The sequence below is a fragment of the Aromatoleum toluolicum genome, assembly GCF_012911005.2.
GTDB classification, from domain to species: domain Bacteria; phylum Pseudomonadota; class Gammaproteobacteria; order Burkholderiales; family Rhodocyclaceae; genus Aromatoleum; species Aromatoleum toluolicum.
The window spans coordinates 104,995-118,446 of sequence record NZ_WTVS01000004.1; the positions used below are offsets into that span (position 1 = coordinate 104,995).

Consider the following 13,452-nt stretch of genomic DNA (forward strand, 5'->3'; position numbering starts at 1 on the left):
GAACGCAAATCCACGCGCCAAGCTAATTGACCATCTGAAAGACGATAGTCACGAGTTCGACGTAACTCTTGCACAGCAAGAAGGTAAGGCCACCAGCAAACAGGGCGGCCGGTGCCGCGAACCAACCGATAATCGGCCAGAACAGAAACGCTCCGCCCACGGCGCACAACACCGCCAGAACCACCGCAGCTGCAGTGCCATAGCGCAGAATCAGCCTGATCGCAAAAAAGCTATCCAGCATGGTAATCCCCCAATCCGCAATGAATTCAAACACCGGCCCGGGAGTCGCGCAGCACAGGCGCTGCACGACTCCCGCATCAATTCAGCTTGAGCTCGATGCGACGCTACTGGCTCACCTCTTCTTTCGAGAACAGGCTCCGGCCGATGATCACTTTCATGATCTCGATCGAACCCCCTGCGATTTTCACGATCCGCGCATCGGCATAGGCACGTGAAATCGGGTATTCCCACATGTATCCCCATCCGCCGAAGAGTTGCAGACATTCGTCCACGACCTTGCAGTGCATGTTCGACAGCCACATCTTCGCCATCGCTGCGTCGACGGCATCGAGTTCCCCCTTCATGAACAGTTCGATGCAACGGTCAGTGAAGACACGGCCCAAAACCGCCTCTGTCTTGAGTTCAGCGAGCTTGAACTGAGTGTTCTGGAAGTCGGCAATGGTCTTGCCAAATGCTTTCCGATCCGCTGTGTACTCGACCGTATAGCCGATGACCTCCTCGGCCACGGCGGCCGACCGGATTGCCTGCGCCAGACGCTCCTGCGCAAGCTTGGTCATCATCAAGGCGAAACCCTGCCCCTCCTCCCCGAGCATGCTGCTCGCGGGGACGCGAAGATCATCGAAGAACAGTTCTGAAGTGTCCTGAGCCTTCATCCCCAGCTTGTCGAGGTTCTTGCCCCGCTTGAACCCCGGCAAACTGGTATCGACCAGGAACAGCGTGACGCCCTTGGCCCCGGCATCACTGCTGGTCTTCGTTGCGAGTACCAGCACATCGCACATCTGGCCATTGGAGATGAAAACCTTCTGCCCGTTGATGACGAAGTCGTCACCGTCACGCACGGCACGCGTGCGGATGTTCTTGAGGTCCGATCCCGCGTGAGGCTCGGTCATCCCCAACGCACCGATTGCCTCTCCCTTCACCATTTTGGGCAACCAGAAACGTTTCTGCTCCTCGCTACCGAACGATTTGACATAAGTGGCGACCAGATCGCAATGGATCAGGAAGCCCGGGCCGGTGAAGCCACTCTTTGCCATCTCCTCGAAGACCACGACATCGAACAGATAGTCGAGCCCAAGCCCGCCGTACTCTTCCGGAATCGTGCAGCAGAGCAACCCCGCCTCGCCAGCCTTGAGCCATAGCTCGCGGGGCACGATGCCATCCTGCTCCCATTGATAGTGGTACGGCGCGATCTCCCGTTCGATAAACTTTCGAACGGTTTGACGAAACATTTCGTGCTCTTCGTTGAATAACGTACGCGCAATCATGTCAGACCCCAAGTTGACTCACAAGCAGTACGCTACACTACTATATAGTAAATATCAATACTATTATTGAGACGATTTGGGCTGGGCTTGCTCGGACGCAGCGCCTACCACCGTACAACAGGGTGTCGTGCGAATGGGATCAGGAATTGGACACGCTCACGCTCGTTCACGGAAGACCGCGATCTCGCGTGGGACGACATGAGATCAGCGACCCCGCTCGCCAGTCGAGCCTCTCTGCCAAACGGCATTGTCAAATTTGTTCGGACTTTGGCCGCTCTGGTACGTTTGCTTACGTCAGCCGAACGCGCCGCCGGTGTGTTTCGCGACGGCAGTGACAAAGCCAACTGTCCGCGACGCTAGCGATACACGAGCACCGGAAATTTCGAATGCGTCAGGACCTTCTGCGTCTGTGAACCGAGCACGACGCTCTTGATGCCGCGATGCCCATGCGAGGCCATGACAATCAGATCACAACCGCGGTCTTCTGCGGCTGCGATGATCGCCTCGTATGGGTCATCCGAGATGGCGGACAACACTTCGCTGTTGATGCCAGCACTATTTGCCACTACCTGCGCTCGCGTCAGAATGCTGCGCGCCGCTTCATCCGCTGCCTTCTCAAATATTTCCGGATCGGTGGAGCGCAGCAAGGCTGCATCGCCGTAGACTGAAGCCTCCGCATCAGCCCGCACGAAGAAGAAGGTGATGTGCGCATTGATCTCCCGCGCAAAAGCGACGGCCTTTTCGACCGCTTGCTGCGATAGTTCTGACCCATCGGTGGGAACTAGCAGATGACCAAACACGAATCATTCTCCTCAACAAGAAAGTTGACTTGCAGGCCCCGCCCGTCCCGGGCACGCGAACCACATTGCTGTCGGCCAGAATCGGTGACGGGCGTGGCGGCGATCGACGATCAGGCCGCAGAGATCCCGCCATTGACGCTGATCACCTGGCCGGTGATGCGCGCCCCCTGCGGACTTGCCAGGAACACGATCAGACTTGCGAGATCATCCGGCTGCACAACGCCGAGATGTGCCTGCGCTGCGGCGCGCTCGAAGATCTTCCAGCTGAAGGGGTCGGCACGGATGCGATCGTAGGTGAGCGTGCCTTCGATCAGGGATGGCGTGATAGCGTTCACGCGAATCCCCGTTCGCTTCGCCTCCATCGCGAGCCCCCTGGAGAACATGTTGATTCCGGCCATTGCGGCGCCAATGACGGACTCGCCGGGCGTAGCCACCTTGCCGGCGTCGGACGAGATGCTGACGATGACCCCGCCCCTTTTCTCGCGCATCCCCGGCATGACCGCCCGGCTCATGACCAGCGGCCCCATCAACTGCTGCGTCACGATCGAAGGAATGTCTTCGATCGGCGTTTCATGGAAAAGCATCGGGCCAAATGGACCCACCGTAGCATTGACCAGGACATCGACGCTTCCCAACTGCGCGGTCGCCTCGGCAACCGCCCTGACCGCCTCATCCCCCCGATTCGCGTCGGCCTGGATAAACACGACGCGCACCCCCGGGTACCGCTCTGCGAGCGCGCAACGGGCATTTTCGCCGCGATCGGCGTTGCGTCCGACCAGCCCAATCCCTCTCACGCCAGCTGCGGCAAACTGCTCGGCCGTGGCGAGCCCGACACCGGACGTTCCCCCGGCGATCAGGACACCGCACTCATTCAGCGCCGGAACCCAGATATTCTGTGTACTAGTCATGACGATACCTTTGAAAATGTCTTGTAATTCACGCCGCGCGGGCGCTTCTCTCTGAAAGTCTCATCTGCCGGCGCTTCAATTACTACGCAAGTATATGGTATTGTTGCGTATCTATTAGGTCAACCCCCATTTACCGAAGCAACGAATAGTCCGTTACGCCGTGGGGCCAAATCAGCATGTCTTATAGTGCTTTTCGCACTGCGTCGACGGCGGATAATATTGATGTAGAATGATATGGATACGAATAGGTAGACACATCCATGGATACGGACGTCACAAACAAAGCGGGGACAATGTCCGCTCGCGGCAAAGCCGGCAAACGTAGCAAGGGCCCGACGGCGGACAGCATGGGCGAAAGCGTTCGCCGGGATATCAGGCTCGGCTTCCTGATTCACGACGTATCACGAATGCGCCGCAAGGCTTTCGATCAGATCATGAAACCCTTGGGGGTCACCCGGGCTCAGTGGTGGGTTCTCGCCCATCTGACGAGACAGGACGGGATGATGCAGACGCAGCTGGCCGACATTCTGGACGTAGGCAAGGCCAGCCTGGGCACCCTGATCGAGCGCCTGGAAACGAGCGGCTGGGTGGAGCGGCGTGCAGATCCGACTGACAAACGGGCAAAACGGATCTACCTCTCGCGTAACGTCCAGCCGCTGCTCGAGAAAATGATTGCGTCCGAGCACACGTTCAACGAGCAACTGCTGCAAGGCCTGACGGCCGAGGACAGGACGAATCTGGTTCGCCTTCTGTCCACCCTCAAGCAGTCGCTCGCGCAGATGGACCTTGGCGAGGCCTCGAGTGACGAGGAGTGAGGGCCTGAAGGACGCTGACCAGCTTCATTGCGGCCTCGCGACCTCGCATGCGGACAGCGCCGCCTAGGTGGCTCTTTCCGCACGTTTTCAGCATCCCGCAGCAAGGACTTTCAATATGGCTAGCCCCCCCGTCAGGACGCGCTCCCGACTGGCACCCGACGAACGGATTTCGGAGATCATGGCCGTAACGCGCCAACTGCTCTCGGAAAAGGGCTATCAGAACGTCGTCACATCCGAAGTCGCCGAACGCTGCGGGATTTCCGAGGGAACGATCTATAAGTACTTCGACAGCAAGCGCGAGCTGCTCGCCCGCGTCGCGGAGGAGTGGTTCGAGGAGATTCTCGGCGCCGACGAGAACCCGCCGCCGGGCGCCGGAATACGCACGCGCCTTCGCCAGCTTGTCTGGAAGGGCCTGTCCATCATCCGGCAGGAACCGTCTCTAAGCCGGTTTGTGCTCATGGAACTTCGTTCTGACCCGACCTACCGCACGATGCGCATCTACGAGTTGAATCGGCGCTTCACCGCGAGGATTGGCGACCTGCTGCAGGAAGCGGTTTCCACAGGGGTCTTTCGCGCGGACGTGTCGGTGCGTTTGCTGCGCGACATGATCTTCGGATGCATCGAACATCGGACTTGGGCGTACCTCCGCGGAGAAGGCGACTTCTCGGTCGACGAAGCCGCCGACGGCATCACCAATGTGATCTATCGCGGTATGCTGATGCCGGGTGTGCAAGACGAGGGCGCGTCACCGCAGTCGAAGACGAAGCGTTGAATCCTTGTCAGGCAGTCCGCTGCCCGGCACAGCTTATGGCGGAAGACCCGTGATGAGCCTTCCGTCGATCAGTCCTGGTAGACGTATTTGGCGACCAGCAGTCGCTGGATCTGGTTTGTTCCTTCCCAGATCTGCGTGACCTTGGCGTCGCGCATCATGCGTTCGACCGGGTAATCCTTCATGTAACCGTATCCGCCATGAAGCTGGATGGCATCAGTTGTCACCGACATGGCCGTATCGGTGCAGAAGGTCTTCGCCATCGACGCAAAGCACCGCGCCCGATCGTCATTCGCGCCCGCAATGTCCACCGCGCGGTACAGGATCGACCGTGCGGCCTCCACCGCGATGGCCATGTCGGCAACCATTCCTCGCACCATCTGGAAACGCGAAACCTTGCTCTTGAACTGGGTTCGTTCGGACGTGTAACGCACCGCTTCGTCCAGCGCCCCCTGTGCCAGCCCGAGCGCCTGCGCCGACACCAGCGGGCGCGTGTAGGTGAGCGTCTGCATCATGTACTCGTAGCCCTTGCCGGGGTCGCCGACGACGCGATCGTCCGGAATCAGGCAATCCTCGAGAAGGATGTCGGCGGTCGGACTGCCGCGCATGCCCATCTTTCGCTCGTGCCTGCCGATCGAGAATCCGGGGTCGTCACGATGCACCATGAAAACGCCGAATTGCTTTTCCGATATGCGCGCGAGAACTGCATACCAGTCGGACCACCCGACATTGGAAATGAAGCGCTTCTGCCCGTTGAGCAGCCATCCGTCACTAACGCGCTCGGCACGCGTCTTCAATCCCGGCAGGTCCGAGCCGCCCCCCGGCTCGGTCAGGCAAAAACTCGCTCCACACTGACCCGCGGCGACAGAAGGCACGATTTTCCGCTTCAAGGCGTCGCTGCCAAACCAGACCAGCGGGGTCAGCGCCGCCCACGGAATAAAGAGCACCAGGGCAGACGAGGCGCAAACGCGTGCGATCTCTTCGATTGCAATGACTTGCGAGAGCAAGTCGCCACTTCCACCGCCAAGCGCTTCCGGAAACGGCAGCCCGTTCAGCTCGAGCGCCTTGTAGGCGTCGATCGAAGCCACGGGAAAGCGGGCCTCATCATCCACCACGGCAGCGTGAGGCTTGATCGCCTCCTCCGCCAGTCGCCGAACCTGTTCGCGGAATTCTTCGTGAATGCTGGTCATTGTCATATCCTGTCAAAGATGCCTACCGTTGTAATCAAGCGGACAAGTCCTTACGCCTTGTTCAGCTTGATGACGCCGGACTCTCCCAACTTGCTGATCTGGTCTGGCGACAAGCCCCAGTCCGCCAGCGCCGGTTCCGTGTCCGCCCCCATGCGCGGCGGCGGACGGCGCAGTTCGGAACATGTGCGGCTGAATCGCGGTGCCGGCGCCGGATTGAGCACGCCGCCCACCTCCACGAATGCCTTGCGCGCGACGTTATGCGGATGTGTCACACACTCGTCCATCGTGAGGACGGGGGCGAAACAGGTGTCGGTGCCTTCGAGAAGCGAGCACCACTCGTCGCGAGTCCGAGTCTTGAATATCTCGGCGAAGCGCGCATGCATGTGCTCCCAGCTCGCGCGGTCGTTCTGCTCCGGCAGGTCGGCCGCATATCGGCCCTCTTCATCCGGCAGGTCGTCCGAATTCAATCCGACGTGTTCGAGGAGCGCTTCGTAGAACCTCGCCTCGACAGCCGCGATCGACACGTGATGCCCATCCTTTGTCTCATAGACATTGTAGAAAGGCGCTCCGCCGTCGATGATGTTGCTCCCGCGCTCGCCGGGCCACGCGCCCATCTGCTTCAGCGCATACTGCATCGTCATTAGGCTGGAAACCCCGTCAACGATCGCGGCGTCGACCACCTGCCCCGCACCCGAGGTACGCGCTTCGATCACCGCGGCGAGGAGCCCCATCGCAAGGTAAAGCGCCCCGCCACCGAAATCGCCGACGAGGTTCAGCGGAATCGTCGGCGGTGCACCCTTCTGGCCGATGGCATCGAGTGCGCCGGTGAGCGCAATGAAGTTGAGATCGTGGCCCGCAGCGCGGTTCAGCGGCCCGTCCTGGCCCCATCCCGTCATGCGTCCGAAGACCAGTCGCGGATTGCCACGCAGGCAATCCTCCGGCCCGAGCCCGAGCTTCTCCATCACACCGGGCCGGAAGCCCTCAATCAGCATGTCGGCGCCCGAGATCAATTGCCGGACGGTGGCGAGACCTTGCGCGGATTTCAGGTCGATGGCGACCGAACGTTTGTTCCGGTTCAGAAGATCGAGCTTCGATGGAAAGTCGATGCCTCTGTCAGTCTCGACAAGGCGGTCGATTCGCAGGACGTCGGCGCCCATGTCCGCCAGCAACATGCCGCAAAAAGGTCCCGGCCCGATTCCGGCCATTTCAATAACGCGTATTCCGTGTAGCGGTCCCATGGCAATCGCTCGCTTCGATAAGTATCCTCGCCGGCCAATCGACCGGCGAGCGGTTGTGAATATGGCCGGCCTGTTCAGCCCTTGAAGGTGACCGGGGTTTCCTTCTTGCCGCAGGCGGGCGTGCAGCGCTGCGGATCGGCAAGCAGTTGTTCGAGCTTCGCCTCGACCGCATCGTCGTCGTCGCGCTTGACCTTGCTTGCGCTGCGCAGATCGTCCAGCGCGAACAACGCCGCGCCCAGCGCGCCCGCAATCTGCGCCCCGGTCGGGATGATGAGACGCGTTTCCAACGCCTTTTCAAGGAAATGCACGGCTGCGATGTTCTGTGCGACGCCCCCCGTCATCACGATGGGGTCGTGTTTGCCGACGCGCCCGACCAGGCCGACGGTGCGACTTGCAATCGACTGATGGACGCCTGCGAGGATGACCTGCTTCGGCCGACCTTCGGCAAGCAGCGAAATCACTTCGGTTTCGGCAAAGGTCGCACACATGCTCGTAATGGCAACCGTGTCCTCCGCCTTGAGCGCCTCGGCGCCCATATCCTCAAGCTCGACATTGACGGCGCGCGCGAGCACTTCGAGAAATTTCCCGGTGCCGGCTGCACAGCGATCGTTCATCGCGAAACGTGCGACCAGACCGCTACGGTCAAGCGCGATCACCTTGCTGTCCTGCCCGCCGATGTCGATCACCAGCCGCGCCTCGGGAACAAGCGCTCGCGCGCCGCGCGCATGGCAGGTGATCTCGGTGATGGTTCGGTCGGCGATGTCGAGCATGCGGCGACCGTAACCGGTGCTGACGACCCTGACGACGGCGGACAGGTCGATGCCCGCCTGCTCGAACGCTCCCCGCAGAGCGGCCCTCACACCCTCATCGCTCACTGCCCCCTTTTGGGAGACGCAAGAGGCGACGGTGTTTCCATCCTCGTCGAGGATGACTACCTTGGCCGTCGTGGAGCCAAAGTCGATACCTAGCACATGGGACTTCATGATCTTTTCCTCTGCAGGGGCATCCGGATCAGCGCATCCGGGCGCGGCTGGCGTCGATCGCCTCCAGCATCGCTTCGACGCGGCTGCTGACCACCTCGTCCTTGTAGAAGGTCTCGTCCACCATGTCGCCCTCGAACATCGCGACCGGCAGGCCGAGGCGCTTGCCGACGGCGTCGGCGATCATGTACTGCGGGTAAGAGAAGGCCCGGCAGGTTCGCGCGCCGTGCAGGATCAGGCCATCGATCTCGTAGTACTCGCAGTGCTCGATGATCTTCTCGATCACTTGCGGTGCAGAGATGCTGATGGGGCAGGTAATGTAGTTCTGCGCCATGCCGTCGAGCGGGTCGCGCAAGTCGATGACCTGCGGTTCCTGCCAGAAGCCCATGTGAGTGTAGCGACCGGCGACCATGCAGGCGTCGTAGCCGGCAAACTTGTCAGACAGCCACCCGATCTTGTTCCAGTTCATGATGCCGTCCCACCACAGGCGGTACTTCTCCACCGGCACCGAGCCGATGCCCTGGGCGATGCGCGATTCGATCTCGGCCTTCTTCTGCTCGAAGTAGTGCACGATCTCCGGCCCGCCGGGCAGGAAGTTGACCGGCGCGATGCTGTTGGTCCACTCGAAGAAACTGGCCGGCGACGGCCGGGCCTTGCACAGGCGCATGGCCTCCAGGCGCAGCTCGGCGGCCCGCTTGGTGTATTTCATGATGTCGGACAGTCGGTCCCAATCGTAGGGCTTGCCGGTGATGCCCTCGATGAATCGCACGCAGTCCTGCAGCTGCTTCTTCAGGAACGCCACTTTTTCGCGGAACTCCGGCCCGCTCATGTACTTCGCTGAGGACTTGTTGCCCCACACCCAGTCCATCGAGATATTGAAGATCGGCACCTTCTTGCCGAAGGTGCGGTACAGCTCGTTGTCCCATTGCTGGCCGGTGCTGCAGAAGGGGTAGGCGCTGATGATCATGTCCGGCGCCGGAATGCGCGAGCCCAGTGTGCGTGCGTCGACGTTCAGCAGTGTCTGGGCCTCAACAGTGGAACTCTGATTCATCACACCGCAGCCAATGTGCGTGCGGGCATAGGAACAGAGCTCGCGGTCATAGCCGAGCGTTTCCATGTGGGCCTGCGGCGCGGCCGATTCCTTGCGCGCGGCCAGCAGGGCAGCAGCGGCCTCGCCGTGGCACCAGGCGATGTCAGCGGCCTGCAGGATCGGGTTGAGCTGGATGCCTTCGGTCCAGCACACCAGCCGGCCCTCCTCCTTAGCGCGGAAGAGGTCTTCCCAGTAGGCATTGACCATCTGGTTGTTCAGCTTGGTCGCCTGCAGACGGTTTGCCTTCTTGGCGATGGGCGGCTCGGCACCCAGTATTCTCTGTTCGGGGGTAATGATCGCGCTCATGTCTATTTCTCCGGATCTCGCTCGTTGGGGGTCAGGCTGCGACGGCTCTTGCAGCGCGCTGTACCTTGATCATCTCGACGAAGGACTCGACCTTCGTACGCACGTTTTCCATCGCCACGCCATCGTGCTCGGTCTCGATCATGAGGTGCGGCACCTCGTTGCGTTCGAAGGCTGCCTTGATGCGGGGATAGGCGAAGTAGTGCGGTTCGCAGAACTTGACCAGCAGGACCACCAGTCCTTGCGCACCGCACCGATCCACGGCGCCAAGCAGCCATTCCTCCCAATCGACCTCCGGATCGATCCGGGTCGGACACGGGACGTTGTCGTTCTTGCGGATGTAGGCCGTCGCAAGGGCGACGATCGGGTCACCGATCCCCGCGTCTACATCGGTGGAAACATATCGATAGCCGGTGTAGAGGTCATCGTCGACGATCGTCGCGCCACAGTCCTCGATCAGATCGAGAATCTCGGGTCGCGGGGCGTGGCACAAGTGCCCCGACACGAAGATCGCCACCTCGTCCGAGCGGGGCGCCGTCGACGTCTTGAGGGAAGCGATCAGCTCGCGCAACAACGCGTTGTGCGTTTCCTTATCCATCACCATGCTCGACTTGACGATGTGCTGCATCTGCGAGGCACGGAGCTGAATCTGACCCGTCCTGCGCATCTGGTACAGGTCACGGATCAGGCGACGGTTTTCGTTGAATACGCTGATGCTGTGACGCAGTGCCTCCTCGGTCACGACGACGCCGAGCACCTCTTCGAGGTCGGCGACGAGCTCACGCAAGGTCTTGACCGAGCTTTCGAGTGACCAGGGCTGGCGCAGGGAGGCGATCAACTGATGAAAATGGATCGTGGTCTCCGGCCGCGAAATCCGGATCACGTCGGCGGCACTCAGCAACTGGACGCAGTGGTCGGTAAACATGATCGCATCAAGAAAGCCGAGCTGATCCTCAGTGACCTGGTCCACGATGCTGCGGGTGTAGCCGCAGAAGAATGGGTACATCGCGCCGCCACCGCTCGTGATCGCGTCGGGCATTTCCTGGACGATTACCGGCAAGGCGCCGGTGGCGTGAATGATCTCCGCCGGGAAATGCATCGGAAGAGTCCCCACCGCCTTGACGCCGCGCTCCTGCTTCCACGCCTTGACGTGTTCGTAAGGCCGTTGCGCCGCTTGCGCAAATTTATCCAGAACCGTGTTCATCAGTTTTCTCCTGCTCTCGACAGTCAAACGGGCACGCCCCTCACACCCCTGCGCAGCGTGTTTCGACATGCGGGGCGCTAGTGAGTTACGCTCATTAACTCCAGATTAGTGAGCATTACTCATTAAGTCAACATAGCGGAGCCAAAAGTTTGTTCAGCGAAAGGCGTCACCATCTCGTAACACTACATATCACCCAATAAGAGGCTTCCGAGTGCAGCGATCCCAGCAGATGGCACGCCCGTGCTGCATGCGTCACCCGCAGACAGCCAGGGCACAGATTGCTTGACATATATGGTATCCATGCTTACTGTTCGCTATAGAACAGCTTTTCGCCTGCGGACAGCGCGGCAGCCCCGGCTACGCGCGACTCACTGCGAAACGACTGACTGCAACCACGAATCAGGCAAAAGGAGAAGGTGATGGGATACAGGTCCGTGTTCCGTGAAGGCGTGTTCGACGGTCAGGTTGTAATCATCACAGGCGGAGGCAGCGGCATCGGACGCTGCACCGCTCATGAGCTGAGTGCCTTGGGCGCGACGGTTGCGATCGTAGGTCGCGACCCGGAGAAACTCGCAACGGTGAAGGGTGAAATCGAGGCGGAAGGCGGACGTGTGAGCACGCATGTCTGCGACATCCGCGAGGAGTCGCAAGTCATCGAAGCGATCGATGCGGTGCTGGCGACCCACGGCCGCATCGATGCGCTGGTGAACAACGCCGGCGGTCAATACCGAAAGGCCTTGAAAGAGATCAGTACAAAAGGCTTCGAGGCAGTGGTGCGCAATAACCTGACGGGGGGCTTCATCTTCATGCGGGAAACCTACAACCGCTGGATGGAGAACCATGGCGGAGCCATCGTCAACATCATCGCCGACATGTGGAACGGCTGGCCGAACTACGCCCACTCCGGCGCAGCGCGGGCGGGGATGTGGAATCTGACTGAAAGTGCGGCGTCCGAATGGGCCCCTTCCGGTGTGCGCATCAATGCGGTGGCGGTCGGCGGCGTCGCAAGCAGCGGCTTTGATACCTACACACCCGAAGCGCAAAAGGAAATCCTAAAATTCCCCACCAAGATCCCGATGCAACGCTACGGGACCGTTTCCGAAATCTCCGCCGCCATTGTCTATCTGCTCTCCCCCGCTGCAGCATTCATTACAGGCAGTTGCATCCGTGTTGACGGCGGCGCGCCAAACGCACGCGTCTGTTACAACGATTTCACGCCCCACCACAAATCCAGACCGTTCAACGGATTCCATCTCGACGCTGAACCGAAGCTGCTTGTCGACGGCCCGAAAACGGAGACGGACACCGACAGGCGCTAGATACGGCCACACAGGCACGGCCGCGGGCGCGCGTGCCCACGCCACAGGACACGCAATGCCACCTCAAGAAACGAAACGGAAAGGAAGTGAACATGCTCGCTCAGCGCCCCATTTACGATCAGGAACACAATCTCTTTCGCGACACGGTTCGCCGTTTCGCTGCGGAGGAAATTGCGCCCCATTTCGCACGCTGGGAGGAGGCAGGCATCGTCGATCGTTCTTACTGGGCGAAAGGCGCCGAAACCGGACTCCTCTGCCCTCAGGTACCTGAAAGCTATGGCGGACTCGGCGGTGACTTCCGTTTCAATGCGGTGATCATCGAAGAGCTTTGGTACGCCGGCTTCGCGGGACCGGCTGCCGATTTTTCCGTGCATAACGACGTCTGTTGCGGCTATCTCATGTCCTACGGGACGGAGGAACAGAAGCAAAAGTGGCTACCGCGGATGATCTCCGGCGAGACCGTTTGCGCCATCGCGATGACCGAGCCGGGCACCGGCAGCGATCTGCAAGGCATTCGCACCCGGGCCATGCGTGAGGGCGACGAATATGTCATTTCCGGACAGAAAACCTTCATTTCCAACGGCCAGATGTGCGATCTGGTGATCGTCGTGACCCGAACGAACCGCGAAGGCGGCTCGCGCGGCATGAGCCTGATCCTCGTGGAAACGGACCGTCCCGGTTTCCGTCGCGGCCGCAATCTGGACAAACTCGGGCACCTGTCTGCCGATACGTCGGAATTGTTTTTCGACGACGTCCGCGTCCCGGTCGAGAATCTGCTCGGTGCCGAGGGTGGGGCGATGGCTCAGTTGATGACCGAGTTGCCGCAGGAGCGCCTGACCATCGCGGTCCAGTCTATGGCGGCGGCGCAAAAGGCCTACGACATTACCGTGGATTACGTCCGTCAGCGTACGGCCTTCGGCAAGGCGATCGCCGAAATGCAGAATACCCGCTTCAAGCTCGCCGACATCAAGGCGGAACTCGCCGTCGGCTGGGCTTTCATCGACCAGTGTCTGGCGAAGCACGTGAAGCACGAGCTGACCCAAGTTGATGCATCGATGGCGAAACTGTGGGCGACCGAGATGCAGGGGCGGATGGTTGATCAGTGCGTGCAGTTTTTTGGTGGGTACGGCTTCATGCGCGAGTACGAGATCTGCCGGCTCTATGCCGACGCCCGGGTCATGCGGATTTACGGCGGGGCCTCTGAAATCATGCGCGAACTCATCTCGCGCAGCCTGTAAGCAAGGACAAGGAAGCCGTCCGACACCGCTTCCTTGCCCTCACGACGATCGTCGGATCGTTTCCGACGGCCGGAGCCATGACCCGTCCGCTCT

Annotated in this window: 13 protein-coding genes; 4 read left to right on the forward strand and 9 right to left on the reverse strand. The window is 60.5% G+C overall.

What is annotated here, in order from left to right:
- Nucleotides 1–22: 22 nt before the first annotated feature.
- The 4 genes from GPA27_RS03295 to GPA27_RS03310 all read right to left on the reverse strand — a co-directional run bounded on the left by GPA27_RS03295 (nucleotide 23) and on the right by GPA27_RS03310 (nucleotide 3,213).
- Nucleotides 23–241, reverse strand: coding sequence for a hypothetical protein (locus GPA27_RS03295; RefSeq protein WP_169137894.1), 219 nt, complete (start codon nucleotides 239–241; stop codon nucleotides 23–25).
- Between the two features lie 103 nt (nucleotides 242–344).
- Nucleotides 345–1,505 carry an acyl-CoA dehydrogenase family protein gene (locus GPA27_RS03300; protein WP_169137803.1) on the reverse strand — a complete coding sequence of 387 codons (1,161 nt, stop codon included), beginning with the start codon at nucleotides 1,503–1,505 and terminating at the stop codon, nucleotides 345–347.
- A 356-nt stretch (nucleotides 1,506–1,861) separates the two neighbouring features.
- Nucleotides 1,862–2,305 (reverse strand): universal stress protein, encoded by a 444-nt coding sequence (locus GPA27_RS03305; RefSeq protein WP_169137805.1) that lies wholly within the window; start codon nucleotides 2,303–2,305, stop codon nucleotides 1,862–1,864.
- A 110-nt stretch (nucleotides 2,306–2,415) separates the two neighbouring features.
- Nucleotides 2,416–3,213, reverse strand: coding sequence for an SDR family NAD(P)-dependent oxidoreductase (locus tag GPA27_RS03310; RefSeq protein ID WP_169137807.1), 798 nt, complete (start codon nucleotides 3,211–3,213; stop codon nucleotides 2,416–2,418).
- Between the two features lie 260 nt (nucleotides 3,214–3,473).
- On the opposite strand from GPA27_RS03310, the gene GPA27_RS03315 reads away from it, so the two are divergent.
- Entirely contained in the window at nucleotides 3,474–4,028 is a 555-nt protein-coding gene (locus GPA27_RS03315) for a MarR family winged helix-turn-helix transcriptional regulator (RefSeq protein WP_169137809.1), read from the forward strand.
- A gap of 178 nt (nucleotides 4,029–4,206) precedes the next feature.
- Entirely contained in the window at nucleotides 4,207–4,800 is a 594-nt protein-coding gene (locus GPA27_RS03320) for a TetR/AcrR family transcriptional regulator (protein WP_246260923.1), read from the forward strand.
- A 68-nt stretch (nucleotides 4,801–4,868) separates the two neighbouring features.
- Here GPA27_RS03320 and GPA27_RS03325 read toward each other — a convergent pair whose 3' ends face one another.
- The 5 genes from GPA27_RS03325 to GPA27_RS03345 form a co-directional block, all read right to left on the reverse strand.
- Nucleotides 4,869–5,987, reverse strand: a complete 1,119-nt coding sequence (locus GPA27_RS03325; protein ID WP_169137811.1) for an acyl-CoA dehydrogenase family protein — start codon at nucleotides 5,985–5,987, stop codon at nucleotides 4,869–4,871.
- A 50-nt stretch (nucleotides 5,988–6,037) separates the two neighbouring features.
- Nucleotides 6,038–7,225: a CaiB/BaiF CoA transferase family protein gene (locus GPA27_RS03330; RefSeq protein ID WP_169137813.1), complete on the reverse strand. Its 1,188-nt coding sequence runs from the start codon at nucleotides 7,223–7,225 to the stop codon at nucleotides 6,038–6,040.
- 74 nt (nucleotides 7,226–7,299) lie between these two features.
- Nucleotides 7,300–8,208 (reverse strand): acyl-CoA dehydratase activase, encoded by a 909-nt coding sequence (locus tag GPA27_RS03335; RefSeq protein ID WP_169137815.1) that lies wholly within the window; start codon nucleotides 8,206–8,208, stop codon nucleotides 7,300–7,302.
- A 28-nt stretch (nucleotides 8,209–8,236) separates the two neighbouring features.
- Nucleotides 8,237–9,601, reverse strand: coding sequence for a 2-hydroxyacyl-CoA dehydratase subunit D (locus GPA27_RS03340; RefSeq protein ID WP_169137817.1), 1,365 nt, complete (start codon nucleotides 9,599–9,601; stop codon nucleotides 8,237–8,239).
- A gap of 31 nt (nucleotides 9,602–9,632) precedes the next feature.
- Nucleotides 9,633–10,802 (reverse strand): 2-hydroxyacyl-CoA dehydratase subunit D, encoded by a 1,170-nt coding sequence (locus GPA27_RS03345; RefSeq protein ID WP_169137819.1) that lies wholly within the window; start codon nucleotides 10,800–10,802, stop codon nucleotides 9,633–9,635.
- A 419-nt stretch (nucleotides 10,803–11,221) separates the two neighbouring features.
- Here GPA27_RS03345 and GPA27_RS03350 point away from each other — a divergent pair, with 419 nt between their 5' ends.
- Both GPA27_RS03350 and GPA27_RS03355 read left to right on the forward strand, forming a co-directional pair.
- Nucleotides 11,222–12,121, forward strand: a complete 900-nt coding sequence (locus tag GPA27_RS03350; RefSeq protein WP_169137821.1) for an SDR family oxidoreductase — start codon at nucleotides 11,222–11,224, stop codon at nucleotides 12,119–12,121.
- 92 nt (nucleotides 12,122–12,213) lie between these two features.
- On the forward strand, nucleotides 12,214–13,359 hold the full coding sequence (locus GPA27_RS03355; RefSeq protein ID WP_169137898.1) for an acyl-CoA dehydrogenase family protein: 1,146 nt from the start codon (nucleotides 12,214–12,216) through the stop codon (nucleotides 13,357–13,359).
- Nucleotides 13,360–13,452: the final 93 nt, after the last annotated feature.

Coding starts and splice junctions, on each gene's coding strand:
- GPA27_RS03295 (WP_169137894.1), bottom strand. CDS start 241: ATGCTGGATAGCTTTTTTGCGATCAGGCTGATTCTGCGCTATGGCACT.
- GPA27_RS03300 (WP_169137803.1), bottom strand. CDS start 1,505: ATGATTGCGCGTACGTTATTCAACGAAGAGCACGAAATGTTTCGTCAA.
- GPA27_RS03310 (WP_169137807.1), bottom strand. CDS start 3,213: ATGACTAGTACACAGAATATCTGGGTTCCGGCGCTGAATGAGTGCGGT.
- GPA27_RS03315 (WP_169137809.1), top strand. CDS start 3,474: ATGGATACGGACGTCACAAACAAAGCGGGGACAATGTCCGCTCGCGGC.
- GPA27_RS03320 (WP_246260923.1), top strand. CDS start 4,207: ATGGCCGTAACGCGCCAACTGCTCTCGGAAAAGGGCTATCAGAACGTC.
- GPA27_RS03325 (WP_169137811.1), bottom strand. CDS start 5,987: ATGACCAGCATTCACGAAGAATTCCGCGAACAGGTTCGGCGACTGGCG.
- GPA27_RS03330 (WP_169137813.1), bottom strand. CDS start 7,225: ATGGGACCGCTACACGGAATACGCGTTATTGAAATGGCCGGAATCGGG.
- GPA27_RS03335 (WP_169137815.1), bottom strand. CDS start 8,208: ATGAAGTCCCATGTGCTAGGTATCGACTTTGGCTCCACGACGGCCAAG.
- GPA27_RS03340 (WP_169137817.1), bottom strand. CDS start 9,601: ATGAGCGCGATCATTACCCCCGAACAGAGAATACTGGGTGCCGAGCCG.
- GPA27_RS03345 (WP_169137819.1), bottom strand. CDS start 10,802: ATGAACACGGTTCTGGATAAATTTGCGCAAGCGGCGCAACGGCCTTAC.
- GPA27_RS03350 (WP_169137821.1), top strand. CDS start 11,222: ATGGGATACAGGTCCGTGTTCCGTGAAGGCGTGTTCGACGGTCAGGTT.
- GPA27_RS03355 (WP_169137898.1), top strand. CDS start 12,214: ATGCTCGCTCAGCGCCCCATTTACGATCAGGAACACAATCTCTTTCGC.